The sequence below is a fragment of the Pseudomonas sp. MF09150 genome, from assembly GCF_059862355.1.
In genome coordinates, this window is record NZ_JCBCUS010000003.1 from 365,129 (window position 1) to 390,079 (window position 24,951).

The following is a 24,951-nucleotide window of genomic DNA, read 5'->3' on the forward strand; positions in this document are numbered from 1 at the left end:
GGAGCCCTTCGGGGCTCCTTTTTTATGGGGCCTGTTTTTTATGGGGCCTGTTTCGGGGACTTTTCCCTGGGCCAGAACACCACGGCCAGGTTGGCGAACAGGCTCAGGAAGAACAGCGGCAGGACCAGATACACGGGCGCCCAAAACACCTCGGGCGCCGTTCCGAACATAATCGCGCCGACGATGATCGATACGAGCGGCAGGACCGCACACAGCGCACACCACCAGAAGAGCCTGGAGCCGATCCTTGCAAGCTTTCTACGCATCCCTGCCCTCTTCAATCGGTCCACAAAAAAGGAAGGCACATTGGCCTCCCCCGTTTCAATTGTCATTACCCAAAGCTGGGAATAACGATTATTTCACCGTCACTGTGATCTTCTTCGACACAATCACTGGCTTGAACGGCACGTGGTTCTTGTCCGCAAGCTCCAGTTGCAAGGTGTGCTTGCCCGGCGCCAGGGTGACTTCGGTTTCAGTCTGTGCCTTGCCGAAATGCAGGTGGTTGGCGTCCATCGGAATCGGCAGGTTTTCCGCCGGCAGTTGGTCGACATCGATCAACAGGTGATGGTGGCCGGTGTTCGGGGTCTGGTCGCCGGCAGGTGCCAGGGCCATGCCTTGGACACCGAACTTGACCTTGAAGGTCTTGTCCACGGTTGCCCCGTCTTCAGGGGATACGATGCTCACCTGGGCACCGGCAGGCGCTGGCGTACGAGGAATTTCCGCGGCACCGGCGAACATCGAAGCACCCAGCAACAGGCTGGCCAGTGCAGTACGAGAGATGAAGCTTTTCATTATTTTCTCCAGTTTTTCGGCAAAATCTTTACGTTTGTGACAACTTCGGAGCGATTCGTTGTCGAAGGCACTCAACACCATAGCAAAGCGAGCCTGAACGGCGAACCGCACCTATAAATTCAAGGAGTGACCATGCGCTTTCTGCCTGGCCTGATACTTTTGCTACCCCTTGTGAGCACTTACGCTCAAGCCGAACTGATTGATGACATCAATGATCGTGGGGAGCTGCGCATTGCCCTCGAGGCCAACAGCCCGCCCTTCAACTTCAAGGACGACGGCAAACTCAGCGGGTTCGAGGTTGAACTGGGCCAACTGCTGGCCGGCGAGCTTGATGTGCGCGCCGACTTCGTGGTCACCGATGCCGCCGACTTGCTGCCAGGCGTCGAAAGCGGCAAATACGATGTGGCCATCAACCACATAGCAATGACCCCGGAACTCAAGGATCGTTTCGATTTCAGCGAGCCCTACAGCTACTCCAGCGCACAATTGATCGTGCGCCAGGAAGAACAGCGCCCGCTGGGTACGCTGCAGGCCCTGCAAGGCCAGGCTTTGGGCGTGGCCCAGGGCAGCCAGTTCGTGGACCAGGCGCGGACCGTCGAAGGCATCAACCTGCGCAGCTACCCGGACGCGCAACAGCCCCTCAAGGACGTGGCGGACAAGCAGATCGACGCCGCCATCAGCGACCGCCTGCTGATTCCCTATGCCATTCGCGACAGCCGCCTGCCGGTCAAGGAAGGCGCCAAGGTCGGCCCCACGCTGAGCCTGGCGATTCCGTTTCAGAAAGGTAACCCGGCCTTTCAGGCCAGCCTGGATGGCGCCCTGCAGCGCATCAAGAGTGACGGGCGCCTGATGGCGCTGTCGGAGAAATGGTTCGGCATGGATGCGAGCAAGCCGCCAAAGCCTTGAGCCTGTAGCGGCTGCGCTGCGTTCTAGCCGAAGCGGTGGCTGTCAGGTGTCTTTACAGTGTTGCAGAGGGCCAGCGCAGCCTCGCCCGCTCGGCAGCGGCTATGGCTTACGGGTGTGCTGTCTTATTCTGCGAGGCTGGCCAGGGCGGCGGCCGCTTCGGGCAACTGCAACTCGCTGAACACCTGCACCCCGTGGCGCGTCAACAGCGCTGCGGTGACGCCCGCGCCCTGGACCTTGACCCCGCTGAACGAGCCATCGTACGTCAGCACATTGCCGCAGGACGGGCTGTGGGCCTTAAGCACCGCGATGCGAATGCCCTGGCGCTGCACCAGCGCCAGGGCCTGCCGGGCGCCGTCCAGAAACTCACCACTGACGTCTTCACCGTCGCTGGTCAGTACCTGCGCACGACCATCGAGCACCTCGCTCCCCTGCCCGCCAGGAATCTCGGCCGCCGCTCGCGGTGTCGGCAAGCCGCCGGCCACTTCCGGGCACAAGGCAACCACCCGCCCCTCGGCCTGCCAATGGGCCAATTGATCGAATGGCCCGCTGGCTCCCCCGTCATAACGTACGCGGTGGCCCAACAGGCAGCGGCTTACCAGAATCTTGTGCATGATCAGAACGGCTCGTTACCGCGCCGCCGGAACCAGCCGGTCAACGACAGGCGATCGCGGGTTGCGGGCATGACTTCATGAGGCACCTCGCCGGATAGAAACACCACCAGCCGGCCTCCCGTGGGGACCACATCGTATTCGACGTCGCCCTTCAGATACATCCGCAGCTGACCACCGTATTCAGGCAGCCACCCCGGGTTGAGGTAGATCACCGCCGACACCATGCGCCGATCATCGTCGCGAAAACGGTCGAGGTGCTTCAGGTAGAACGCTCCCGGCGGGTACAGGGCGAAATGGCTTTCGAAATCCTCCAGCCCCAGGTACAGGCCGCGATTGAGCGCCACGCGCAGGCTGTCCATCAGCCCCAGATAAGTGTCGCAAGCCTCGGCCTGGCCGGGTTCGAGCCACTGGATATGATCCCCCCGGATCCCCTCGCGGATCTCCTGGAATGGCCCGCGCCCTACTGCCGCCGGAGCCAGTTCACCTTCGGCTGCACGTTTACGGCACTCAGCCGCCAACTCCAGGGTCAGAGCCTCTGGCAGAAAGATATTCTGCTGCGACCAGCCACAGGCGGCCAAGTCGTCGACGATACGTAACAACAATGGGTGATCAGAGGGTATTTGCATGGCGCGCATAGTATCCAGCCTCAGATGAATCTGACAGAGCCGTGTAGCGGAGGACCGCGCAAAAATTCAACGCACAGGTATCGGACACTTTGCACCCTGATCCTGATACGAATTCTCGACAACCATCGCCTCGCCCCGGAGAATAGTGGGCTGCTGACAGGAGTCCTTATGCGCCGTTTGCTTTTTTCACTGTTGATGTTCTGCGTTTTGCCCGCGTGGGCAGACAGCCTCGACCAGTTGTACAAGGTCGCCGGCTGGCCAGAACAACGCGCGCATTTCAACGATGCCCTCACCGCGGCTCAGCAACGCTACCAGAACAGCCTGCCACCGGCGGTCTACCAGGCGTTGGTGAACAACAGCAACCAACGCTTCGCCCCCCAGGCGATGGATCGGCGCGCCCAGGCGCAGCTGAGGCAGAACCTCGCCGACCCGCAGCCGGCGCTGGCGTTTTTCCAGTCGCCCCTGGGACGCAAGATCACCGCCGCCGAACTGCTGGCGACGCGTCGCGACCAATTGGCCAAGAACGCTCAGGGTCTGCCAAAGATGCAGGCCAGTGACAATCGTCAATTGATCATCGGCCACCTGGCCCAGGCCCTGCCCGCCCGCGAGGCCGGTGCCGAAGTCAGCCTGGCGATTGCCGGGGTGGCCGCCGACAGTCTGAGCCAGATGATTCCCGGGCTGTTGGGCGGTGGCCAGGCCCAGGGCATGCTCAACGGCCAGCGCCAGCGGCTGATGGAGCAGATCGGCGCCGATTTGAACAACACCTTGCTGTACGTCTATCGCGACCTGTCGGATACCGAACTGGAAGAATTCGCGACCTTCGCTGAATCCACCGAAGGCAAGGCCTACTACCAGGCCGCCCTCGCCGCCATCCGCGCCGGTCTGGCCGTCGGCCAAAGCAGCTCCAGCCTCGCCCCATAGCCCTGTCGCCGCCCTGCCGAAATACATCCGTTACATCGCTTCACAGGGCCTGCGGCAGCGGCTACAGCGCGGATGTGTAGCCGCTGCCGACAGGCTGCGTTGTCCCGCACAGACGCCGCAAATTCCCCCCACTGAAACTGCCTCGCCCCAAAGGACCTGCCGCAGCGCCTACAGGTGCTGGTCGAGGAAGGCGAAATACTGCTCGCGAAATTCAGGGGTTTCATTGGCCAGGTGATGTCGCGCACGCGGCAGCATCAGTACCTGGGGCTGATCGAATTTGCCGCAGATCACCTGCAGGTTGTGTCGCCAATCCACCGTCATGTCCTGTTCGCCCTGCACGATCAACGGACGCCGGGGGCTGCGGGGCGCGGCTTCCAGGCGTTTGATCCAGCGCGACAAGGCGCCGACCCAGGCCGTTGGCAGGCGCTGCGGCTGCAAGGGGTCGGCCTGCAGGAACGGCATGAAATCGGGATCGTTGGTGTTCTCGCTGAAGCGCCGGGCAATCCCGCTGACGAAGGGTTTGAGCAGGTAATAGCTGAGCATCGACCAACCCCAGGAGCGCGGCCGCACCAGGGGTGACAGCAGGATCACCCGGCCCTGGGCAGGACTCTGCTCACCCTGATGCAGCAAATGATCAACCACGATTGCGCCACCGGTACTCTGCCCGAACAGATGCCAGGGTTGGGGCAAATCCAGGGACCGCGCCTCGGCAAACAAGCCCTGCACCACCGCCTGGTACACCGCGAAATCATCGATGCTGGCGCGCTCGCCGCTGGACAGCCCGTGCCCCGGCAAATCGCAGGCAATCACCACGAACTGATGCTCCAGGGCCCACTCGATCACGTGCCGGTACAGACCCATGTGGTCGTAATAGCCGTGGTACAGAAACAGGGTCGCCACCGGATTTTCCGGCCACCAGACCTGGCTGACCACTTCAAACCCCGGCACTTCAAACCGTCCCAAGCGGCAACGGAACGGCGTCGCACGCTGGGCAAAATCCAGCCCGTAGAAGCGCTGATAGGCCCGCGCCTGCGCCGACAGTGGCTGCGCGGCAGCCAACGGTTGCAGGCTGGCACGCAATTGATCGGGGTCGAACGTCGCAGGCATAGGGCTTTCCAAAGGTGGCGCGAAGCGCAAAACAGGCTTTATGGGCCTGCGATATTCATCTGTCGCGGCAAGCATGGCAAGCTACGCGACCTCGAGGACCGATCCGCATGCCCAAGCCTTACCGCACGACACTCCTTGCCAGCCTGCTTGCACTCATCTGCGCCGGGGTGCTGTGGGCAGCCTACGACTGGTTCCAGGGCCGCTACCTGCGCGCCTTCAGCGAACACACCGCGGTGTTTTCCGGCGACCCGCTGCAACTGCCCGCCGAACTGGCCGGCCCCGGCGCGATCCGCCTGGTGCACTTCTGGGACCCGGCCTGCCCATGCAATGTCGGCAACCAGCAGCACCTGGGCGAATTGATCGAACACTTCGGCCCCCTGGGCGTGGAGTTCTACGCCGTGCAAAAGCCCGGCAGCCATGGCCAGCTCCCCGCCACCCTGAGCGCACTCAAGCCCATCGCCGCGCTGCCCGGCGCCGAGCAGATCCCCGCCAGCCCGGCCGTGGCGATCTGGGACCGCAACGGCAAGCTGGCGTACTTCGGCCCCTACAGCGAAGGCCTGACCTGCAACTCCAGCAACAGCTTTATCGAACCCATCCTGCAAGCCCTGCATCAAGGACGCGCGGTCGACGCGACCCACACCCTGGCGGTGGGCTGCTATTGTCCATGGCCGGTGAACCCTCTGAACTAGGGCATTCCCGACTTTTCAAGGACAGGGCTGCCCAGCCGTCGACGGGCCGTGCTAAATGTCTGCGGTCCAGCCGGACGGCATTCGAAGATCGAACCAGGAGCCTCCATGAAACGCAGCTTGCGCGTACTCGCCGTGTTGATCCTCGCCCTTGCCGCCGGGGCCGGCGGGTACCTGTACAGCAAGCAGCCTTCACGCCAGGGCCAGGTCGAACTGGCCGGCCTCCAGGGCTCGGTCACCGTACGCTATGACGAGCGCGGCATACCGCATATCCGCGCCGAGAACGAAACCGACCTGTACCGCGCCCTCGGCTATGTCCACGCCCAGGACCGCCTGTTCCAGATGGAAGCCATGCGCCGCCTGGCCCGCGGCGAACTGGCCGAGGTGCTCGGGCCCAAGCTGCTGGACACCGACAAACTGTTTCGCAGCCTGCGCATTCGCGAACGGGCAGCCAGCTATGTGGCGGCGCTGGATCGTGAGTCGCCGGCCTGGAAGGCGCTGCAAGCCTATCTGGACGGCATCAACCACTATCAGGACAGCCACGCCAGCCCGATCGAGTTCGACGTGCTGGGCATCCCCAAGCGGCCCTTCACCGCCGAAGACACCATCAGCGTCGCCGGCTACATGGCCTACAGCTTTGCCGCTGCCTTTCGCACCGAGCCGGTGCTGACCTATGTGCGCGATCAACTGGGCAGTGACTACCTGAAAGTCTTCGACCTCGATTGGCAGCCCAAAGGCGTGCTGGCAAGCCACAAGAACCCACCGGCCCCGGCCCTTTCCGCCCGCGACTGGCAAGGCCTGGGCGCCCTCGCCCAACTCAGCCGCCAGGCCCTGGAAGAGGCCGGCCTGCCGCAGTTCGAGGGCAGCAATGCCTGGGCGATCGCCGGCAGCCGCACCAAAAGCGGCAAGCCATTGCTCGCCGGAGACCCGCACATTCGCTTCTCGGTGCCTGCGGTGTGGTATGAGGCGCAGCTTTCGGCGCCGGGCTTCGAGCTCTACGGCCACCACCAGGCCCTGGTGCCCTTTGCGTTCCTCGGGCACAACCTGGATTTCGGCTGGAGCCTGACCATGTTCCAGAACGACGACCTCGATCTGATCGCGGAGAAGGTCAACCCGGACAACCCCAACCAGGTGCGCTACCACGACCAGTGGGTCGACCTCATCAGCAGCGAGCAACAGATCGCGGTCAAGGGCCAGGCCCCGGTGACCCTGGTGCTGCGCCAGTCGCCCCATGGTCCGATCGTCAACGACGCCCTTGGCGCCAACGCCGGCCAGACACCGATCGCCATGTGGTGGGCGTTTCTGGAAACCCCCAACCCGATCCTCGAAGGTTTCTACCAGCTCAACCGCGCCGACACCCTGGCCAAGGCCCGCAACGCCGCGAGCAAGGTCCAGGCGCCCGGCCTGAATATCGTCTGGGCCAACACCCGTGGCGATATCGGCTGGTGGGCCGCGGCCCTGCTGCCCAAGCGTCCGCTGGGGGCCACCCCGGGTTTTATCCTCGACGGCAGCAGCGTGCAGGCCGACAAGGACGGCTTCTACCCGTTCAGCGCCAACCCCCAGGAGGAGAACCCGGCACGCGGCTACATCGTGTCGGCCAACTTCCAGCCGGTGTCGCCCAGCGGGATGGAGATCCCCGGGTACTACAACCTGTCCGACCGTGGCCAGCAGCTGGATCGGCAACTCAGTGACAAAACCGTGAAGTGGGACATCGACGCCAGCCAGAAGCTGCAACTGGGCACCACCACCGCCTACGGTCCGCGTTTACTGGCTCCGCTGCTGCCGGAGCTGCGCAGCCTGGTCAGCGATCCCCAGGAACTGAAACTGGTGGAGCAACTGGCGCAATGGCCGGGCGACTACCCGCTGCAGTCCACCAGCGCCACCCTGTTCAACCAGTTGCTGTTCGAGCTGACCGATGCGGTCTTCCATGAAAAATTGGGTGACTCGCTGTTCGACACCCTGCTCACCACCCGCGTCATCGATGCCGCCCTGCCGCGCCTGACCGCCGACGCCAACTCGCCGTGGTGGGACAACCGCCTGACGCCGCAACGGGAAACCCGCGCCGACACCCTCAAGCTGGCCTGGCGCGCCAGCATCGACCACCTCAAGCGCACCCTGGGCGACGATCCGGCGCAATGGCGCTGGGGCGATGCCCACACCTTGACCCACGGCCACCCGCTGGGCACGCAGAAGCCCCTGGAGCGGGTGCTCAATGTCGGCCCGTTTGCCGCACCCGGTGCCCACGAAGTGCCGAACAACCAGACCTCGAAAATTGGCCCGGCGCCCTGGCCGGTGACTTACGGCCCGTCGACCCGCCGTATCATCGACTTCGCCGACGCGGCCCACAGCCTGACCATCAACCCGGTCGGGCAAAGCGGCGTGCCCTTCGACAAGCACTACCAGGACCAGGCCGAAGCCTATATCGAAGGGGTCTACCAGCAGGCGCACTTCAGCGAAGAAGAAGTCGTCGCCAATACCCGCAGCACCCTGAAACTGCTGCCGGCACGCCCGGCACACTGAAGCCCGGCGCCGGTCACTCAGGCCGGCGCGGCGAAGTTCAGGCGAAACTGCTGCGGCGTTACCCCCAGGCGGCGGTTGAAAACGCTGCGCATGTGCTGGGCATCGCGAAAGCCGCACTGATAGGCCACGGTCTTGAGCGGCGCGCGGGTGCTTTCGAGCATCACCCGTGCCGCGTCCAGCCGTGCGCGCTCGACGAACTCCGCCGGAGTGACCTTGGCCTCCCGGGCAAAGACTCGGGAAAAGTTGCGCGCGCTCATGTTGGCCGCTCGCGCCAGGTCGGCGATGTTCAGGTCGCCATTGAGGTTGGCCAGCACGTAGTGCTGCACCAGCGCCACTGCCGAGGTCGCTTCGGCATGGGGCGTGAGGAACGGACTGAACTGCGACTGCCCGCCCGCGCGCTGGGTGAACACCACCAGGCGCTTGGCCACGCTCAGGGCCACTTCGGCGCCGTGATCACGGGCCAGCAGGTACAGCGACAAATCGATCCCGGCCGTCACCCCGGCCGAGGTGAACAGCTCGCCGTCCTGCACATATAGCCGATCGGCCTCGACCCGGGCCGAGGGACAGAGCGCCGCCAGGGCCGTGGCATCGTTCCAGTGGGTGGTGACCGTGCGCCCCTCCAGCAGACCGGCCCGGGCCAGCATGAACGCGCCATTGCAGATCGAGCCAAAGCCGCCGGCGCCCAGGCTCGCCTGCCGCAGCCAGGCATCGAACTGCGGGCCGAAATCCAGAAACGGCAACTGCGGCCCGCCTGCCGCCAGCAGCAGGTCGTAGTGAGCGTCGGCTTCGCTGAAATGCCGGTGCGCCTGCAGCGTCAACCCATTGGAACAAGCCAGCAGACCGCGCTCGACGCCGATGACCTGCAACCGGTAGTGGGCCTCGGGGGCCAGGAAACGATTGGCCTCGGCAAACACATCCATGGGGCCGGTGACGTCCAGGGACTGCACCCCGGGAAATACGATGATGGCAACGCTTTTGCCCATGGGATCGATCACCTGCCGGGAGTTGAAGGGCGGACCAGAGGCTGGATGCCAGCCTGGGGCGAAGGGGCATAACCCTAGCGAATCACCGGCCAGTAAGCGAGCTGGCACGAAATGCACGCCGATTGGCCGGGATCGCAGCCATGGCTCGATTGTCGGCCCTGGGGCTCGGGAACAGACTGGATCGATCAGCGCCACACCGGCGCCCGCCCCCGAGGACCACCCCATGAGCAACCGCATCGCCGGCATCCCGATCCCCGACAGCGCCCTGGCCCGGGCCACCACCGAATACATCCGCGACCTCGAGCCCGACCTGCTGTACCACCACTCGCGGCGGGTGTTCCTGTTCGGCGCCCTGAGTGGCGAACGCCGACAACTGGCCTACAACCCGGAGTTGCTGTACGTCGGCGCGATGTTCCACGACCTGGGCCTGGTCCAGGGCCAGCGCAGTGCCGACCAACGTTTTGAAGTGGACGGCGCCAATGCAGCCAAGGCCTTCCTCCAGCCTTACGGCCTGAACGACGATGATCTCGAGCAGGTCTGGCTGTCCATCGCCCTGCACACCACGCCAGGGGTCACCCAGCATTTGCGGCCGAACGTGGCGCTGGTCACCGCCGGTGTGGAGATGGACGTGCTGGGCATCGACTACGCGGCCTTTCCTGCCGCGCAACGCGAGGCCGTGGTCCACGCGCACCCACGGGGCGAAGGCTTCAAGGAATGCATCCTCTGTGCGTTCGCCGAGGGCTTCAAACACAAGCCCTTGACCACCTTCGGCACGGTGAACGCCGATGTGCTGGTGGACAGCGAGCCCGGTTTCAAGCCGCTGAATTTTGTCGAGGTGATCCGCCAGTCGCCCTGGAGCTCTTGAGCAGGGGCTAACGGCAGAAACAAAAACGCCCCCTCGACAGGGGCGTTTATTGCATCGCTGGGGCTTAAACGGCTTCCGGCGCCTGGGCCCGACGGACGTCAGGCTGTTTCCAGGAATCGGCCGCGCTTTCTTCGATGGCCTGCTGGATCGCACGTTTGCGCGCTTCTTCGGCGCGGCGGCTGAAGAACCAGACCAGGAAGGTCACCAGGGACACCGCCAGCAGAATCAGGCTGGCCACGGCGTTGATTTCCGGTTTGACCCCCAGGCGCACTGCCGAGAACACTTCCATCGGCAAGGTGGTGGAACCCGGGCCGGAAACGAAGCTGGCCAGTACCAGGTCATCCAGGGACAGGGCGAACGACATCATGCCGCCGGCTGCCAGCGAGGGCGCGATCATCGGGATGGTGATCAGGAAGAACACCTTCCACGGCCGTGCCCCGAGGTCCATGGCCGCCTCTTCGATGGACAGGTCCAGCTCCCGCAGGCGTGCCGACACCACCACCGCCACATAGGCCGAGCAGAAGGTGGTGTGGGCGATCCAGATGGTCACCAGGCCACGTTCCTGGGGCCAGCCGATCATCTGTGCCATGGCCACGAACAGCAGCAACAGCGACAGACCGGTGATCACTTCGGGCATCACCAGCGGCGCGGTCACCAGACCGCCGAACAGCGTGCGACCCTTGAAGTGGGTGATCCGGGTCAGCACGAACGCCGCCAGGGTCCCCAGCGCCACCGCAGCGATCGCCGTGTAGCAGGCGATCTCCAGGGAGCGCAGGACCGAGCCCATCAGTTGGGTGTTGTCCAGCAGGCCGACGTACCACTTGATCGACCAGCCGCCCCAGACCGTCACCAGCTTCGAGGCGTTGAACGAGTAGATCACCAGGATCAGCATCGGCAGGTAAATGAACAGCAAGCCGAGCACCAGCATCAGGGTAGAAAAACTGAAGCGCTTCATTCTTTGCCCTCCATCTCTTTGGCCTGACTACGGTTGAAGAGGATGATCGGCACAATCAGGATCGCCAGCATCACCACCGCCAGGGCCGACGCCACCGGCCAGTCACGGTTGTTGAAGAACTCTTGCCAGAGCACTTTACCGATCATCAGGGTTTCCGGGCCGCCCAGCAGTTCCGGGATCACAAACTCGCCCACCACCGGGATGAACACCAGCATGCAGCCGGCGATGATGCCGTTCTTGGACAGTGGGATGGTGATCTTCCAGAAGCTGTTGAAGGTGCTTGAACCGAGGTCCGACGCGGCTTCCAGCAGGCTGTGGTCGTGCTTCACCAGGTTCGCGTACAACGGCAGGATCATGAACGGCAGGTAGGAATAAACCACGCCGATGTACACCGCGATGTTGGTGTTGAGGATCTGCAGCGGTTCGTTGATCCAGCCCATGCCCATCAGGATGCCGTTGAGCAGGCCGTTGTTGCTGAGGATCCCCATCCAGGCATAGACGCGGATCAGGATCGCGGTCCAGGTCGGCATCATGATCAGCAGCACCAGCACGGTCTGGATCTCTTTGCGCGCCGTGGCGATGCCGTAGGCCATCGGGTAGCCGATCAACAGGCAGAGGATGGTGCTGAAAAACGCCATCTTCAGCGAGCCGAGGTAGGCGGCGATGTACAGCTCGTCGTCGCCCAGCATCGAGTAGTTGCCCAGGTTCAGCAGCAGCTGCACCTTCTGGTCGACGTAGCTGTAGATCTCGGTGTACGGCGGGATGGCCACATCGGCTTCAGCGAAGCTGATCTTCAGGACGATGAAGAACGGCAGCATGAAAAACAGGAACAGCCAGATGAACGGGACCCCGATGACCAATTGACGGCCACCGGGAATTATTCGATTGAGTCGGCGCTTGAGCTTTCGCATGTTCATGAGCGAAGTACCACGCCGCTGTCGTCTTCCCACCAGACGTAAACCTGGTCACCCCAGGTCGGACGGGCTCCGCGGCGCTCGGCGTTGGCCACGAACGACTGCACCAGCTTGCCGCTCGGCAGTTCGACGTAGAACACCGAGTGTCCGCCCAGGTAGGCGATGTCGTGCACCTTGCCGCTGGACCAGTTGTATTCGCAGGTCGGCATTTCGGCAGTGACCAGCAGTTTTTCCGGGCGAATCGCGTAGGTCACCGACTTGTCCTGCACCGAAGTGCTGATGCCGTGGCCGACGTAGATCTGGCGATCCAGGTCTTTGCAGGTGATGGTTGCGTGGCCTTCGGCGTCGTCGATCACTTCGCCTTCGAAGATGTTGACGTTGCCGATGAACTCGCAGACCAGGCGGCTGACCGGAGTTTCGTAGATGTCGATCGGGCTGCCGATCTGCGCGATCCAGCCCAGGTGCATGATGGCGATGCGTTCGGCCATGGTCATGGCCTCTTCCTGGTCGTGGGTCACCATCACGCAGGTCACGCCGACGCGCTCGATGATCTCCACCAGCTCCAGTTGCATCTGCGAGCGCAGTTTCTTGTCCAGGGCGCCCATCGGCTCATCGAGCAGCAGCAGTTTCGGACGCTTGGCCAGGGAGCGAGCCAGGGCCACGCGCTGGCGCTGGCCACCGGAAAGCTGGTGCGGCTTGCGCTTGGCGTATTGGCTCATCTGCACCAGCTTGAGCATTTCCGCGACCCGGGCGTCGACTTCCGCCGCCGGGATCTTGTCCTGCTTGAGGCCGAAGGCAATGTTCTGGGCCACGGTCATGTGCGGGAACAACGCATAGGACTGGAACATCATGTTGATCGGCCGCTCGTAGGGCGGCATGTCGGTGATGTCCACGCCATCGAGGAAGATTCGCCCCTCGGTCGGCCGCTCGAAGCCTGCGAGCATGCGCAGCAAGGTGGATTTGCCCGAACCCGATCCGCCGAGCAAGGCGAAGATTTCGCCTTTCTTGATTTCCAGGGACACGTCGTCCACGGCAATCGTCTCGTCGAACTTCTTCGTGACCCGGTCGATTTTGACCAACACCTGCTTAGGTGTCTGGTCGCCCTCGAGGGCTTTCTTGTAGGCGCCGGAGGCAACAGCCATTTGCGAAACTCCCAACAAAATTTGCAGCTCGCCCGATACAGGCGAGCCTTGGATAGTTTGAGCCTTTGAAGCTACTTACCCGACTTGACCTTGGTCCAGCTACGGGTCATGAGACGTTGAATCTTGGGCGGCAACTCGGAGTTGACGTACAGCTTGTCGACGATGGCTTGCGCTGGGTAAACCGCCTCGTCGGTTCGTACTGCCTGGTCCATCAGCTCGCCCGCCTTGGGGTTGGGGTTGGCGTAACCGACGGCGTCGCTGACCTGAGCGATGACCTCAGGCTTGAGCAGGTAATTGATAAAGGCATGGGCTTCCTTGACGTTGCCGGCATCCCGCGGGATGGCCAGCATGTCGAACCAGAGGTTGCCGCCTTCCTTGGGGATCACGTAGGCGATTTCCACGCCCTTGCCGGCCTCTGCCGCACGGGCCTTGGCCTGGAATACATCACCGGAGAAACCGGCGGCGACGCAGATCTCGCCATTGGCCAGGTCGGAGATGTACTTGGAGGAGTTGAAGTACGTCACGTAAGGGCGCACGGCCAGCAACTTGGCTTCGGCCTTCTTGTAGTCTTCGGGGTTCTGGCTGTTGGGCGACAGGCCCATGTAGTTGAGCACCGCCGGCAGCATTTCATCGGCCGAATCGAGGAAAGCCACGCCGCAGCTGGACAGCTTCTTGATGTTTTCCGGCTCGAACAGCATGGCCCAGGAATCGATCTTGTCGACGCCCAGCGCGGCCTTGACCTTCTCCACGTTGTAACCGATGCCGTTAGTGCCCCACAGGTAAGGCACGGCGTACTGGTTGCCCGGGTCGTTCTTCTCCAGGCGCTTGAGCAGCACCGGGTCGAGGTTGGAATAGTTGCTCAACTGCGCCTTGTCGAGCTTCTGAAAAGCCCCGGCCTTGATCTGCTTGCCCAGGAAGTGATTGGACGGCACCACCACGTCATAGCCGGTATGCCCGGCCAGCAACTTGCCTTCCAGGGTTTCATTGGAGTCGAACACGTCATAGACCGGCTTGATGCCCGTGGCTTTTTCAAAGTCCGCCAGAGTGCTCTGACCGATATAGTCGGACCAGTTATAAATATGCACGGTAGGTGCTGCCTGGACACTGACGGCCAGCGTCAGCCCGGCGCCGACCAGCAAGGCTTTGCGAAATAAAGAAATAGGCAAGTGGAGGTCCTCTAAATAGTTGGGCCCAAGTTGCCCCGTGTCACATGACAGCCCGAAGCTGCCCGGCAACAAAACCGGCGCGCAACTTACCCTCGATAAACCGTTCCAGCAAAACTTTCTGTCATTTAATTACGGCAAAACCGATGTAGCCGCTGCTGGCAGGCTGCCAGCGCTGACGAAGAAAACCCTGCTTTCATCAGCGCCAGGCCCCTTTCGGGGCCATCGCGGCCTTGGGCAGCGGCTACAGGTTTGCGTTATTTACCGGATTTGATCTTGGTCCAGCTGCGCGTCAGGATCCGCTGGGTCGCGGCTGGCAAGTCGGCAATCGCATACAACTTGGCCTGCACGTCCGCTGGCGGGTAGATGCCTGGATCGCTGGTGATGTCTTTATCGACCAGGGCGGTTGCAGCCGCGTTACCGTTGGGGAAACGCACGGCGTTGGTGATCTCGGCCATGATTTCCGGCTTCTGCAGGAAGGTCATGAACTTGTAGGCGCCTTCGACGTTTTCCGCATCTTTCGGGATGGCGACCATGTCGTAGAAGCTGCCAGCACCTTCTTTCGGAATGTTGTAGCTGACTTTCACCTTGTCACCGGCTTCGGCAGCACGGGACTTGGCCTGGTAGATATCGCCCGAGTAACCGACCGCGACGCAGATGTTGCCGTTGGCCAGGTCAGAGATGTACTTGGAAGAGTGGAAGTAGCCGATCGAAGGACGGATCTTCAGGAACAGTGCTTCAGCTTCGGCCAGTTGTTTCTTGTCCTGGCTGTCGGTTGGATAGCCCAGGTAGTGCAGTGCCACCGGAATCATCTCGGTTGGCGAATCGAGGAAGCTGATGCCGCACGATTTCAACTTGGCTGCGTTCTCAGGCTTGAACAGCAGGTCCCAGGAGTTGGTCGGTGCATCGGCGCCCAATGCAGCCTTGACCTTCTCGGCATTGAAGCCGATACCGATCGAGCCCCACATGTAAGGGAATGCGTGTTTGTTGCCCGGGTCGCTGACGGATACGGCCTTGAGCAGGGATTCGTTGAGGTTTTTCCAATTAGGCAGTTTGGAGCGGTCCAACTCTTGGTAGACACCGGCCTTGATCTGTTTGGCCAGGAAGTTGTTGGACGGCACCACGATGTCGTAACCGGACTTGCCGGCCAACAACTTGGCTTCCAGGGTTTCGTTACTGTCGAACACGTCGTACACGACTTTGATACCGGATTCGGTTTCAAACTTCTTGATGGTGTCCGGCGCGATGTAGTCGGACCAGTTGTAAACGTGCAGAACCTTGTCATCGGCCTGGGCTGCGCCAGCGAATGCGCCCATCAGGGAGATCGCGAGGAGGGTCTTGCCAGCTATCTTCATACCTAATGCCTTCATGCGTAATGCTCCAATTATTCTTTTTAACCACATTCTTGTTAACCAAGAGCCGGCGGCCGATTCCCGGGCAACTAAAAACAGCGGGTAGTCTGGCAAGATCCAAGGCAGGCTTTCAAGGAAAGACCCATCCTTTATAACTGCTCAGGGCGAAAGTACCGCGAGATACTCCGCCCAGAGCCTAGCACTTAGCCTTGCAGCGCACTCAAGGTCAGATCCAGGCACTTGCGTGCCTTGGCCACCAGTTCATCGATCTCCGCGTGGCTGATCACCAGCGGTGGAGCGATGATCATGGTGTCGCCCACGGCGCGCATGATCAGGCCATTGTCGAAGCAGAACTGACGGCAGATCATGCCGACGCCCTTGCCCACATACCGCGCCCGTGTCGCCTTGTCCTGAACCAGCTCGATGGCGCCCAGCAGACCCACTCCACGAACTTCGCCCACCAGGGGGTGATCGTTGAGTTCGCGCAGACGTTTCTGCAAATAAGGTGCCGTTTCTGCATGAACGCGTTCGATAATTTTTTCATCGCGCATGATGCGGATGTTTTCCAGGGCCACGGCCGCCGCCACCGGGTGCCCGGAATAGGTGAAGCCGTGGTTGAAATCACCGCCTTCATTCAACACCGCGACCACTTCGTCGCGCACGATCAGGCCACCCATCGGGATGTAGCCCGAGGTCAGGCCCTTGGCGATGGTCATCATGTCCGGCTTGAGGTCGTAGAAGTCGCTGCCGAACCATTCGCCGGTACGCCCGAAACCGCAGATCACCTCGTCGGCGACGAACAGGATGTCGTACTTGGCGAGGATTTCCTTGATGCGCGGCCAGTAGCTTTCCGGCGGAACGATCACGCCACCGGCGCCCTGGATCGGTTCGGCAATAAAAGCACCGACGTTATCCACGCCGATTTCCAGAATCTTCTCTTCCAACTGGTTGGCGGCCCAGACCCCGAACTCTTCGGGGCTCATGTCGCCACCCTCGCCGAACCAGTAGGGTTGCGGGATGTGGACAATGCCCGGGATCGGCAGGTCGCCCTGTTCGTGCATGTAAGTCATGCCGCCCAGGCTGGCGCCGGCCACGGTGGAACCGTGATAGCCGTTGACCCGGCTGATGATGGTTTTCTTGTTCGGCTGGCCCTTGATCGCCCAGTAGTGGCGGACCATACGCAGCATGGTGTCGTTGCCTTCGGAGCCGGAACCGGTGAAGAACACGTGGTTCATGCCTTCAGGGGCAATGTCGGCGATGGCCTTGGACAGCTCCAGCACCGGCGGGTGGGCGGTCTGGAAGAACAGGTTGTAGTACGGCAGTTCTTTCATCTGCTTGGCGGCAGCATCCGCCAGTTCATCACGACCGTAACCGATGGCCACGCACCACAGGCCGGCCATGCCGTCGAGGATCTTGTTGCCTTCGCTGTCCCACAGGTACACGCCCTTGGCGGTGGTGATGATCCGCGGGCCTTTCTCTTTCAGCTGCTTGAAATCGCTGAAGGGGGCCAGGTGGTGATCGTTGCTGAGGGCTTGCCATTCACGGGTTTGCGGGTTGTTGCTGGTCATACGGCTCTCCTAGAGTCAGTTGGGCGCCGCTTGCGGCCGCGGCGCCCGGTGTGTCAGACGGCGAACAGCAGGAATTCCCGCTCCCATGAGCTGATCACGCGCTTGAAGTTTTCATGCTCGGCCCGCTTGACCGCGACGTAGCCAGTGATGAATTTTTTACCCAGGTATTTTTCGACGGTGGCGCTGTTTTCCATACGCTCCAGCGCGTCTTCGATGGTCAGCGGCAGGCGCAGGTTGCGGCGCTCGTAACCACGACCGACCACCGGCGCGCTCGGATTGACCCCCTCGACCATGCCGATAAAACCGCAGAGCAGGCTCGCGGCAATCGCCAAGTAAGGGTTGGCGTCAGCCCCCGGCAGGCGGTTTTCCACACGACGGTTCTGCGGGCCGGCATCCGGTACGCGCAGGCCGACGGTGCGGTTCTCTTCGCCCCACTCCACGTTCACCGGCGCCGACGTATCGGGCAGGAAGCGGCGGAACGAATTGACGTTCGGTGCGAACAGCGGCAACAGCTCGGGAATCAGCTTCTGCAAACCACCGATGTGGTGCAGGAACAGCTGGCTCATGGTCCCGTCTTCATTGGAGAAGACGTTCTTGCCGGTCTCGATGTCGATGATGCTCTGGTGCAGGTGCATGGCGCTGCCGGGTTCGCCGGTCATGGGCTTGGCCATGAAGGTCGCCGCTACATTGTGCTTGAGCGCGGCCTCGCGCATGGTGCGTTTGAACACCAGGATCTGGTCGGCCAGGGACAGGGCATCGCCGTGACGGAAGTTAATTTCCATCTGCGCCGTGCCGTCTTCGTGAATCAGGGTATCGAGGTCCAGTTCCTGCAGCTCGCACCAGTCGTAGACGTCTTCGAACAACGGGTCGAATTCGTTGGCGGCTTCAATGGAGAACGACTGGCGGCCGGTTTCCGGGCGACCGGAGCGGCCGATGGGCGGCTGCAACGGGAAGTCCGGGTCTTCGCAGCGCTTGGTCAGGTAGAACTCCATCTCCGGAGCGACGATGGGCTGCCAACCGCGATCGGAGTAGAGCTTCAGGACTTTCTTCAAGACGTTGCGCGGCGACAGCTCGATCGGGTTGCCTTGCTTGTCGTAGGTGTCGTGGATCACCTGCGCCGTGGGCTCGATGGCCCAGGGCACGAGGAATACGGCGTTCTGGTCAGGGCGGCAGATCATGTCGATGTCGGCAGGATCGAGCAGCTCGTAATAGATGTCGTCTTCGACATAGTCGCCGGTGACCGTCTGCAACAGCACGCTCTCGGGCAGGCGCATGCCTTTTTCGGCGATGAACTTGTTGGTCGGCGAGATCTTGCCCCGGGTGATACCGGTCAGATCGCCAATCATGCATTCGACTTCTGTGATCTTGTGGTCTTTCAACCAATCGGTGAGCTGGTCGAGGTTGTTACTCATAAATGCCTCTAGGCTGAGTTTCCTGACTCTTATAAGTCAGGCGTTTTGTGACGCATCGGCGTCGCGTTGTGTTGCCCGCTTGCGGCAGGCCTCACCAAAGGCCTGGAAAATGGCCAGGTAGTGAGGGTTGGAGCTTACCTGCCATTCGGGATGCCATTGCACGCCTAAAGCAAAAGCCTTGCCCGCCGTCACGGAAATCGCCTCGATCAAGCCGTCGGGCGCTACCGCCTCGACCCGCAGGCCGGGGGCCGGGCGATCGACGCCCTGGGCGTGGATCGAGTTGACCTGGATCTCGCTCGGCAAGCCCAGGCCGGCCAGCACGCCGCCGGCCTGGATGTGCGCGGCATGGGCCGGGGCATACTGCACCTCCAGCGGCTGGCTGGGATCTTCGCGGTGGTCCATATAGGGGCCGACCAGATGAACGTTCTGATGCAGGCTGCCGCCGAAGGCGACGTTCATTTCCTGAAAGCCGCGGCAGATGCCGAGCACTGGAATTCCGGCCGCAACAGCAGCACGAATCAACGGGAGGGTGGTGGCATCGCGTGCAGAATCATGAGCAGTACCCGGCGCACTGGCCTGGCCCTGGTAATGAAAAGGTTCGATATTGGAAGGGGAGCCGGTAAAGAGAATGCCGTCCAGACCGTCAATAATATCGTTCGGGTCGAGCAGCTCTGCCAAGGCTGGCAGAATCAATGGCAAGCCCTTGGCAGCAACAGCAACTGCGCGGACGTACTTATCGCCACTGATATGATAAGCATGCAGACCGACCTGCTTGGTGCAGGCGGTGACGCCGATTAACGGCAGGCGAGACATGAAGCACCCCGGTATTATTGCTGTTATGGGTTTGAATCGAGCTTAGCCTTGTTCATTTTTTTACACAACACCTCCGTAAAAAATACAACACGGCCCGCTCAAGCCTGCGGTACCGGAGGTAGCTGAAGACGGAAAAACGCCCTGTTTTGCCGCGAAAGTGCCGTGCAAGCGCTTTATTAGGGCGTAAAAGGCCTCACTTGACTTCGGCATGCCGTTCGGGTTGACTGAAACCAGAAAAGATCAATGATTGATATTTTTAACAACAAAGGTGTTGCATCATGTCGGTACCCCCGCGTGCCGTTCAGCTTAACGAAGCGAACGCGTTCCTTAAGGAACATCCTGAGGTTCTGTACGTTGACCTTCTGATTGCGGATATGAATGGTGTGGTGCGCGGCAAGCGCATCGAACGCACCAGCCTCCACAAGGTTTACGAGAAAGGCATCAACCTGCCGGCCTCTCTATTTGCTCTGGATATCAATGGCTCGACGGTGGAAAGCACCGGCCTGGGTCTAGACATCGGTGATGCTGACCGAATCTGTTATCCGATCCCCGATACCCTGTGCAATGAGCCGTGGCAGAAGCGCCCCACCGCGCAACTGTTAATGACCATGCACGAACTCGAAGGCGAACCTTTCTTCGCCGACCCGCGTGAAGTGTTGCGCCAAGTCGTTACAAAATTCGATGACCTGGGCCTGACCATCTGCGCCGCGTTCGAGTTGGAGTTCTACCTGATCGACCAGGAGAACGTGAATGGCCGCCCTCAACCGCCGCGCTCGCCGATCTCCGGCAAACGCCCGCACTCGACACAGGTCTACCTGATCGACGACCTCGACGAATACGTCGACTGCCTCCAGGACATTCTGGAAGGTGCGAAAGAGCAAGGCATCCCGGCTGACGCCATCGTCAAGGAAAGTGCCCCGGCGCAGTTCGAAGTGAACCTGCACCACGTCGCCGACCCGATCAAGGCCTGCGACTACGCAGTACTGCTCAAGCGCCTGATCAAGAACATCGCCTACGACCATGAGATGGACACCACCTTCATGGCCAAGCCTTACCCGGGCCAGGCGGGCAACGGTCTGCACGTGCACATTTCGATTCTGGACAAAGACGGCAAGAATATTTTTGCCAGTGAGGATCCCGAGCAGAACGCCGCATTGCGTCACGCGATCGGCGGTGTGCTCGAGACCCTACCGGCGCAGATGGCTTTCCTCTGCCCGAACGTCAACTCGTACCGTCGTTTCGGCGCTCAGTTCTACGTGCCGAACTCGCCGTGCTGGGGCCTGGACAACCGCACCGTGGCGATCCGCGTCCCGACTGGTTCGTCCGATGCCGTGCGCATCGAACACCGCGTAGCCGGCGCCGATGCCAACCCGTACCTGCTGATGGCTTCGGTCCTCGCAGGCGTGCACCACGGCCTGACCAACAAGATCGAGCCGGGGGCGCCGGTTGAAGGCAACTCCTACGAGCAGAACGAGCAAAGCCTGCCGAACAACCTGCGCGATGCCCTGCGCGAGTTGGACGACAGCGAAGTCATGGCCAAGTACATCGACCCGAAATACATCGATATCTTTGTCGCCTGTAAAGAGAGCGAGCTGGAGGAGTTCGAACACTCCATCTCCGACCTCGAATACAACTGGTACCTGCATACCGTGTAAACGGTTGCGATAAAAACAACGCCGCAGGCTTCAGCGCCTGCGGCGTTTTTTTATGGGTCGCCACCGGGCGCTTTCATCAGCGGCGGTGCGCGACGGTGTCCTGGCAGACAACACTCCACCCTGCTCGTACAATGCCCGCTGCCCAGTGAGGAGACTTCGATGACCCGCCCCGCCCCCCTTCGCAAACCCCGCGCTCGCAGCCAGGCCCGCATCGACTCGATCCTCGATGCCGCCCGCACCCTGCTGGCCGCCGAGGGCGTGGCCAGCCTGTCGATCTACAGCGTGGCGGAACGGGCGCAGATCCCGCCGTCGTCGGTCTACCACTTCTTCGCCAGCGTCCCGGCATTGCTGGAGGCCCTCACCGCCGATGTGCACGCCGCCTTTCGCGCCTGCCTGCAAGAACCCATCGAAACCACCCGCCTGCACAGCTGGCGCGATCTCTCGCGCCTGGTGGAGCAACGCATGCTCGCCATCTACAGCGAGGACGCCGCGGCCCGCCAGTTGATCCTCGCCCAGCACGGCCTGACCGAAGTCACCCAGGCCGACCGCCAGCACGACCTTGAGCTGGGCGACCTGATGCACACTCTGTTCGATCGGCATTTCCAGTTGCCGGCGCTGCCGACCGATGTCGACGTGTTCGCCCTGGCCATGGAGCTGGGCGATCGGGTCTATGCGCGCTCGGTGCAACAGCACGGCCAGATCACCCCGCGCATGGCCGAGGAAGGCATGCGCGTGTTCGACGCCTACCTGGGGCTGTACCTGCCGCCGTACCTGGCCAAACGCGAGGCGTGACCCGCCGCTCGCCCGGGCGCCCATAAAAAAGCCCCGAAGGGCTCACACCCGTCGAGGCTGTCTCAACACCGCGATCACAACTTGGCGATCGACACCTCGGTGGATTTCACGAACGCGATCACTTCGCTGCCGATCACCAGCTCCAGCTCCTTGACCGAACGGGTGGTGATCACCGACGTGACGATGCCGGAGGCCGTCTGCACGTCGATTTCCGACAGCACGTCGCCTTCGACGATTTCCTTGATGGTGCCTTTGAACTGGTTACGGACGTTGATGGCTTTGATAGTCATGCGATTTCTCCTAGGGTCGAAAATAAGCCGCAAGTGGCGAGCTTCAAGCAGCAAGTAAAAGCGCCGTGCTCTTGCTTGCCGCTGGACGCTCGCAACGTGCAGCTGCTCTTACTGTGCCCAGCGTAATTGCGTGGGCAAGGGTGAAACAGGTTCCGGCTCCGGGGGTGACCCGGGCAGCGACAGCACACGATTCAGGACTTCGGTTTCCAGCGCGGCCAGGCGGTGCGAACCACGGGCCCGAGGGCGCGGCAGGTCCACCAGCAGGTCGAGGCCGACTTCACCGTCTTCGATCAGGATCACGCGGTCGGCAATGGCCACCGCTTCGCTGACGTCATGGGTGACCAGCAACACCGTGAAGCCATGTTTTTGCCACAGGCCTTCGATCAGCTGCTGCATCTCGATCCGGGTCAAGGCGTCCAGGGCACCCAGGGGCTCATCCAGCAACAGCAGGCGCGGCTGGTGGATCAAGGCGCGGGCCAGGGCCACGCGCTGCTTCTGCCCGCCGGAAAGCGCCGCTGGCCATTCCTGAGCCCGGTCCGCCAGGCCGACCGCCTCCAGGGCCTGCAACGCCTGCGGACGCCAGTTGCCCTTGAGGCCAAGGCCGACGTTGTCGATGACTTTTTTCCAAGGCAGCAGGCGCGCCTCCTGGAACATCAGACGGGTGTCTTCAATCGCCTCGCTGAGCGCTGCCGACCCCGCCAGCAGCTCGCCGGCCGTGGGCTTGTCGAGACCGGCCAGGAGGCGCAGCAAGGTGCTCTTGCCGCAGCCGCTGCGACCGACCACGGCCACGAACTGCCCGGCCGGAATATGCAGGTCGACCTCGCGCAACACCTGGCGCGAGCCAAAAGTTTTTTGCAGCTTGCGCACTGCCAGCGGAATGCCGCGCAGCAGGCGTGGAGGTTGTTGAGCCGTCATTGCGCACCGCCTTTAGCCACTTGATAGGCCGGATGCCAACGCAACCAGACACGTTCCAGGCCGCGGGCGGCCAGGTCGGCCAGCTTGCCGAGCACGGCGTACAGGACGATCGCCAGTACCACCACGTCGGTCTGCAGGAATTCCCGGGCGTTCATTGCCAGGTAACCGATGCCGGAGCTGGCAGAGATGGTTTCCGCCACGATCAGGGTCAGCCACATAAAGCCAAGGGCAAACCTCACCCCCACCAGAATCGATGGCAGCGCACCCGGCAGGATCACCTGGCGGAACAGGCTGAAGCCGGACAGGCCGTAGCTGCGGGCCATTTCCACCAGCGCCGGATCGACGTTGCGGATGCCGTGATAGGTGTTGAGGTAGATCGGGAACAACGTCCCCAAGGCCACCAGGAAGATTTTTGCCGACTCATCGATGCCGAACCACAGGATCACCAGCGGGATCAGCGCCAGGTGCGGCACGTTGCGAATCATCTGCACCGAGCTGTCCAGCAGGCGCTCGCCCCACTTCGACAGGCCAGTGATAAAGCCCAGGGCCAGGCCGATGCCGCCGCCGATCAGGAAGCCGATCGCCGCGCGCCAGCCGCTGATGGCCAGGTGGGTCCAGATTTCGCCGCTGCGAATCAGGCTGACCCCGGCTTCAATCACGGCGCTCGGTGCCGGCAGGATCCGCGTCGATAACCAGCCCGCCGACACCGACAGCTGCCACACCGCCAGCAGCAATACCGGCAAGGCCCACGGCGCCAGCCGATGGAATACGTTTTGACTGTTCATGGCCGCGCTCAGCTCTGGGACACAGCTTTGGGAAGGATGTCGTTGGCCACCATCTCGCCGAACGGGCTCACGTAACCGCTGCTTTTGGGCAATTCGGGACGCTCGATATCCAGGTGCGGGAACAGCAGTTCGGCAACCCGATAAGCCTCTTCCAGGTGTGGGTAACCGGAGAAGATAAAGGTGTCGATGCCCAGGTCCGCGTACTCCTGCATGCGCGCTGCCACCGTCGGCCCGTCGCCGACCAGGGCGGTGCCGGCACCACCGCGCACCAGGCCGACGCCGGCCCAGAGGTTGGGGCTGACTTCCAGCTGGTCGCGGTTGCCGCCATGCAAGGCTGCCATGCGCTGCTGGCCAACCGAATCAAAGCGCGCCAGCGAGGCCTGGGCCCGGGCGATGGTGTCGTCGTCCAGGTGGGAAATCAGGCGCTCGGCGGCTTGCCAGGCTTCGTCGTTGGTTTCACGCACGATCACATGCAAGCGAATACCAAAGCGCACGGTGCGCCCCAGCTTGGCCGCCTTGGCCCGCACCTGTTCGATCTTCTCGGCCACCGCCGCCGGGGGCTCGCCCCAGGTCAGGACCATCTCCACCTGCTCGGCCGCGAGATCCTGGGCCGCTTCCGACGAACCGCCAAAGTACAGCGGCGGGCGCGGTTGCTGGATGGGCGGGTACAGCAGCTTGGCGCCCTTCACACTGATGTGCTGGCCGTCGTAGTCGACGGTTTCACCTTCCAGTACCCGGCGCCAGATGCGGGTGAACTCCACGGAAGCCTGGTAACGCTCTTCATGGCTCAGGAACAACCCATCGCCGGCCAATTCATCCGGATCGCCACCCGTCACCAGGTTGAACAACGCCCGGCCACCGGACAGGCGATCCAGGGTCGCTGCCTGACGCGCCGCCACCGTCGGGGAAATGATCCCGGGGCGCAGGGCTACCAGGAATTTCAGGCGCTGGGTCACGGGGATCAACGAGGCGGCCACCAGCCAGGAGTCCTCGCAGGAACGTCCGGTAGGGATCAGCACCCCGCCAAAGCCAAGACGATCGGCGGCCTGGGCAATCTGCTGCAGGTAACCGTGATCGACGGCCCGTGCGCCTTCGGCGGTGCCAAGGTAATGGCCGTCACCGTGGGTAGGCAGGAACCAGAAAATATTGAGGCTCATGGAGTTGTCTCCTAAGGGGTT

At 62.2% G+C, this 24,951-nt stretch carries 25 protein-coding genes; 7 read left to right on the forward strand and 18 right to left on the reverse strand.

The features are described 5' to 3' along the window. Positions 1 to 38: 38 nt before the first annotated feature. On the reverse strand, positions 39 to 332 hold the full coding sequence (locus tag AC19YX_RS14555; protein ID WP_500606511.1) for a hypothetical protein: 294 nt from the start codon (positions 330 to 332) through the stop codon (positions 39 to 41). 22 nt (positions 333 to 354) lie between these two features. Next, the gene (locus tag AC19YX_RS14560) at positions 355 to 792 is read right to left on the reverse strand and encodes a DUF4399 domain-containing protein (RefSeq protein ID WP_500606512.1); all 438 of its coding nucleotides are present in this window, start codon (positions 790 to 792) and stop codon (positions 355 to 357) included. Between the two features lie 132 nt (positions 793 to 924). On the opposite strand from AC19YX_RS14560, the gene AC19YX_RS14565 reads away from it, so the two are divergent. Beyond that, complete coding sequence (locus AC19YX_RS14565) at positions 925 to 1,698, forward strand: transporter substrate-binding domain-containing protein (RefSeq protein WP_500606513.1); 774 nt, start codon at positions 925 to 927, stop codon at positions 1,696 to 1,698. Between the two features lie 122 nt (positions 1,699 to 1,820). On the opposite strand, the gene AC19YX_RS14570 is transcribed toward AC19YX_RS14565, so the two are convergent. Next, positions 1,821 to 2,309 (reverse strand): 2-thiouracil desulfurase family protein, encoded by a 489-nt coding sequence (locus AC19YX_RS14570; protein ID WP_500606514.1) that lies wholly within the window; start codon positions 2,307 to 2,309, stop codon positions 1,821 to 1,823. Positions 2,310 to 2,311: 2 nt separating this feature from the next. Further along, complete coding sequence (locus tag AC19YX_RS14575) at positions 2,312 to 2,944, reverse strand: 2OG-Fe(II) oxygenase (RefSeq protein WP_020295882.1); 633 nt, start codon at positions 2,942 to 2,944, stop codon at positions 2,312 to 2,314. A 159-nt stretch (positions 2,945 to 3,103) separates the two neighbouring features. Here AC19YX_RS14575 and AC19YX_RS14580 point away from each other — a divergent pair, with 159 nt between their 5' ends. After that, positions 3,104 to 3,856, forward strand: a complete 753-nt coding sequence (locus tag AC19YX_RS14580) for a DUF2059 domain-containing protein (RefSeq protein WP_020295883.1) — start codon at positions 3,104 to 3,106, stop codon at positions 3,854 to 3,856. A 168-nt stretch (positions 3,857 to 4,024) separates the two neighbouring features. On the opposite strand, the gene bipL is transcribed toward AC19YX_RS14580, so the two are convergent. Beyond that, positions 4,025 to 4,963, reverse strand: coding sequence for a phospholipase BipL (bipL, locus tag AC19YX_RS14585; RefSeq protein WP_078470556.1), 939 nt, complete (start codon positions 4,961 to 4,963; stop codon positions 4,025 to 4,027). Between the two features lie 107 nt (positions 4,964 to 5,070). Between bipL and AC19YX_RS14590 the strand changes: the two genes are divergently transcribed. After that, positions 5,071 to 5,652, forward strand: a complete 582-nt coding sequence (locus tag AC19YX_RS14590) for a DUF6436 domain-containing protein (RefSeq protein WP_078470555.1) — start codon at positions 5,071 to 5,073, stop codon at positions 5,650 to 5,652. Positions 5,653 to 5,757: 105 nt separating this feature from the next. Next, entirely contained in the window at positions 5,758 to 8,169 is a 2,412-nt protein-coding gene (locus AC19YX_RS14595; protein WP_500606515.1) for a penicillin acylase family protein, read from the forward strand. A 17-nt stretch (positions 8,170 to 8,186) separates the two neighbouring features. Here the strand turns inward: AC19YX_RS14595 and AC19YX_RS14600 are convergent, their stop codons facing one another. Continuing rightward, positions 8,187 to 9,152 carry a GlxA family transcriptional regulator gene (locus AC19YX_RS14600; protein WP_078470553.1) on the reverse strand — a complete coding sequence of 322 codons (966 nt, stop codon included), beginning with the start codon at positions 9,150 to 9,152 and terminating at the stop codon, positions 8,187 to 8,189. Positions 9,153 to 9,375: 223 nt separating this feature from the next. Between AC19YX_RS14600 and AC19YX_RS14605 the strand changes: the two genes are divergently transcribed. Further along, complete coding sequence (locus tag AC19YX_RS14605; RefSeq protein ID WP_078470552.1) at positions 9,376 to 10,017, forward strand: HD domain-containing protein; 642 nt, start codon at positions 9,376 to 9,378, stop codon at positions 10,015 to 10,017. Between the two features lie 64 nt (positions 10,018 to 10,081). On the opposite strand, the gene AC19YX_RS14610 is transcribed toward AC19YX_RS14605, so the two are convergent. The 8 genes from AC19YX_RS14610 to AC19YX_RS14645 form a co-directional block, all read right to left on the reverse strand. Then, positions 10,082 to 10,972, reverse strand: coding sequence for an ABC transporter permease subunit (locus AC19YX_RS14610; protein ID WP_020295889.1), 891 nt, complete (start codon positions 10,970 to 10,972; stop codon positions 10,082 to 10,084). Further along, positions 10,969 to 11,850 carry an ABC transporter permease subunit gene (locus AC19YX_RS14615; RefSeq protein WP_177326759.1) on the reverse strand — a complete coding sequence of 294 codons (882 nt, stop codon included), beginning with the start codon at positions 11,848 to 11,850 and terminating at the stop codon, positions 10,969 to 10,971. Before AC19YX_RS14615 ends, AC19YX_RS14610 begins: the two co-directional genes overlap by 4 nt. Positions 11,851 to 11,885: 35 nt before the next feature. Next, entirely contained in the window at positions 11,886 to 13,028 is a 1,143-nt protein-coding gene (locus AC19YX_RS14620; RefSeq protein WP_020295891.1) for an ABC transporter ATP-binding protein, read from the reverse strand. A gap of 71 nt (positions 13,029 to 13,099) precedes the next feature. Further along, positions 13,100 to 14,194, reverse strand: coding sequence for a polyamine ABC transporter substrate-binding protein (locus AC19YX_RS14625; protein ID WP_078470551.1), 1,095 nt, complete (start codon positions 14,192 to 14,194; stop codon positions 13,100 to 13,102). Positions 14,195 to 14,448: 254 nt separating this feature from the next. Further along, complete coding sequence (locus tag AC19YX_RS14630) at positions 14,449 to 15,546, reverse strand: polyamine ABC transporter substrate-binding protein (RefSeq protein WP_078470550.1); 1,098 nt, start codon at positions 15,544 to 15,546, stop codon at positions 14,449 to 14,451. Between the two features lie 200 nt (positions 15,547 to 15,746). Continuing rightward, positions 15,747 to 17,111 carry an aspartate aminotransferase family protein gene (locus AC19YX_RS14635; RefSeq protein ID WP_078470549.1) on the reverse strand — a complete coding sequence of 455 codons (1,365 nt, stop codon included), beginning with the start codon at positions 17,109 to 17,111 and terminating at the stop codon, positions 15,747 to 15,749. Between the two features lie 53 nt (positions 17,112 to 17,164). Continuing rightward, on the reverse strand, positions 17,165 to 18,523 hold the full coding sequence (locus AC19YX_RS14640; RefSeq protein WP_500606516.1) for a glutamine synthetase family protein: 1,359 nt from the start codon (positions 18,521 to 18,523) through the stop codon (positions 17,165 to 17,167). A gap of 36 nt (positions 18,524 to 18,559) precedes the next feature. After that, positions 18,560 to 19,336: a gamma-glutamyl-gamma-aminobutyrate hydrolase family protein gene (locus AC19YX_RS14645; RefSeq protein WP_500606517.1), complete on the reverse strand. Its 777-nt coding sequence runs from the start codon at positions 19,334 to 19,336 to the stop codon at positions 18,560 to 18,562. A gap of 278 nt (positions 19,337 to 19,614) precedes the next feature. Between AC19YX_RS14645 and AC19YX_RS14650 the strand changes: the two genes are divergently transcribed. Beyond that, entirely contained in the window at positions 19,615 to 20,991 is a 1,377-nt protein-coding gene (locus tag AC19YX_RS14650) for a glutamine synthetase family protein (protein WP_020295897.1), read from the forward strand. A gap of 159 nt (positions 20,992 to 21,150) precedes the next feature. Next, entirely contained in the window at positions 21,151 to 21,783 is a 633-nt protein-coding gene (locus tag AC19YX_RS14655; protein WP_201128467.1) for a TetR/AcrR family transcriptional regulator, read from the forward strand. A 74-nt stretch (positions 21,784 to 21,857) separates the two neighbouring features. On the opposite strand, the gene AC19YX_RS14660 is transcribed toward AC19YX_RS14655, so the two are convergent. From AC19YX_RS14660 to ssuD, 4 genes are all read right to left on the reverse strand, one after another. Continuing rightward, positions 21,858 to 22,073 carry a TOBE domain-containing protein gene (locus AC19YX_RS14660; protein ID WP_003213899.1) on the reverse strand — a complete coding sequence of 72 codons (216 nt, stop codon included), beginning with the start codon at positions 22,071 to 22,073 and terminating at the stop codon, positions 21,858 to 21,860. A gap of 108 nt (positions 22,074 to 22,181) precedes the next feature. After that, a complete protein-coding gene (gene ssuB / locus AC19YX_RS14665) occupies positions 22,182 to 22,988 on the reverse strand; it encodes an aliphatic sulfonates ABC transporter ATP-binding protein (RefSeq protein ID WP_201128468.1) in 807 nt (268 codons plus the stop codon). Then, positions 22,985 to 23,773 (reverse strand): aliphatic sulfonate ABC transporter permease SsuC, encoded by a 789-nt coding sequence (ssuC, locus tag AC19YX_RS14670; protein WP_020295900.1) that lies wholly within the window; start codon positions 23,771 to 23,773, stop codon positions 22,985 to 22,987. Before ssuC ends, ssuB begins: the two co-directional genes overlap by 4 nt. Before the next feature lie 8 nt (positions 23,774 to 23,781). Next, positions 23,782 to 24,930: an FMNH2-dependent alkanesulfonate monooxygenase gene (gene ssuD / locus AC19YX_RS14675; protein WP_020295901.1), complete on the reverse strand. Its 1,149-nt coding sequence runs from the start codon at positions 24,928 to 24,930 to the stop codon at positions 23,782 to 23,784. Positions 24,931 to 24,951 lie beyond the last annotated feature (21 nt).

Bases quoted from the DNA above. Each gene is read 5' to 3' on its own strand.
- AC19YX_RS14595 (WP_500606515.1), top strand. From the start codon at position 5,758: ATGAAACGCAGCTTGCGCGTACTCGCCGTGTTGATCCTCGCCCTTGCC.
- AC19YX_RS14575 (WP_020295882.1), bottom strand. From the start codon at position 2,944: ATGCGCGCCATGCAAATACCCTCTGATCACCCATTGTTGTTACGTATC.
- AC19YX_RS14630 (WP_078470550.1), bottom strand. From the start codon at position 15,546: ATGAAGATAGCTGGCAAGACCCTCCTCGCGATCTCCCTGATGGGCGCA.
- AC19YX_RS14555 (WP_500606511.1), bottom strand. From the start codon at position 332: ATGACAATTGAAACGGGGGAGGCCAATGTGCCTTCCTTTTTTGTGGAC.
- AC19YX_RS14600 (WP_078470553.1), bottom strand. From the start codon at position 9,152: ATGGGCAAAAGCGTTGCCATCATCGTATTTCCCGGGGTGCAGTCCCTG.
- AC19YX_RS14660 (WP_003213899.1), bottom strand. From the start codon at position 22,073: ATGACTATCAAAGCCATCAACGTCCGTAACCAGTTCAAAGGCACCATC.
- AC19YX_RS14570 (WP_500606514.1), bottom strand. From the start codon at position 2,309: ATGCACAAGATTCTGGTAAGCCGCTGCCTGTTGGGCCACCGCGTACGT.
- AC19YX_RS14650 (WP_020295897.1), top strand. From the start codon at position 19,615: ATGTCGGTACCCCCGCGTGCCGTTCAGCTTAACGAAGCGAACGCGTTC.
- AC19YX_RS14610 (WP_020295889.1), bottom strand. From the start codon at position 10,972: ATGAAGCGCTTCAGTTTTTCTACCCTGATGCTGGTGCTCGGCTTGCTG.
- ssuC (WP_020295900.1), bottom strand. From the start codon at position 23,773: ATGAACAGTCAAAACGTATTCCATCGGCTGGCGCCGTGGGCCTTGCCG.
- AC19YX_RS14560 (WP_500606512.1), bottom strand. From the start codon at position 792: ATGAAAAGCTTCATCTCTCGTACTGCACTGGCCAGCCTGTTGCTGGGT.
- AC19YX_RS14565 (WP_500606513.1), top strand. From the start codon at position 925: ATGCGCTTTCTGCCTGGCCTGATACTTTTGCTACCCCTTGTGAGCACT.
- AC19YX_RS14655 (WP_201128467.1), top strand. From the start codon at position 21,151: ATGACCCGCCCCGCCCCCCTTCGCAAACCCCGCGCTCGCAGCCAGGCC.
- AC19YX_RS14620 (WP_020295891.1), bottom strand. From the start codon at position 13,028: ATGGCTGTTGCCTCCGGCGCCTACAAGAAAGCCCTCGAGGGCGACCAG.
- AC19YX_RS14635 (WP_078470549.1), bottom strand. From the start codon at position 17,111: ATGACCAGCAACAACCCGCAAACCCGTGAATGGCAAGCCCTCAGCAAC.
- AC19YX_RS14605 (WP_078470552.1), top strand. From the start codon at position 9,376: ATGAGCAACCGCATCGCCGGCATCCCGATCCCCGACAGCGCCCTGGCC.
- bipL (WP_078470556.1), bottom strand. From the start codon at position 4,963: ATGCCTGCGACGTTCGACCCCGATCAATTGCGTGCCAGCCTGCAACCG.
- ssuB (WP_201128468.1), bottom strand. From the start codon at position 22,988: ATGACGGCTCAACAACCTCCACGCCTGCTGCGCGGCATTCCGCTGGCA.
- AC19YX_RS14580 (WP_020295883.1), top strand. From the start codon at position 3,104: ATGCGCCGTTTGCTTTTTTCACTGTTGATGTTCTGCGTTTTGCCCGCG.
- ssuD (WP_020295901.1), bottom strand. From the start codon at position 24,930: ATGAGCCTCAATATTTTCTGGTTCCTGCCTACCCACGGTGACGGCCAT.
- AC19YX_RS14645 (WP_500606517.1), bottom strand. From the start codon at position 19,336: ATGTCTCGCCTGCCGTTAATCGGCGTCACCGCCTGCACCAAGCAGGTC.
- AC19YX_RS14590 (WP_078470555.1), top strand. From the start codon at position 5,071: ATGCCCAAGCCTTACCGCACGACACTCCTTGCCAGCCTGCTTGCACTC.
- AC19YX_RS14640 (WP_500606516.1), bottom strand. From the start codon at position 18,523: ATGAGTAACAACCTCGACCAGCTCACCGATTGGTTGAAAGACCACAAG.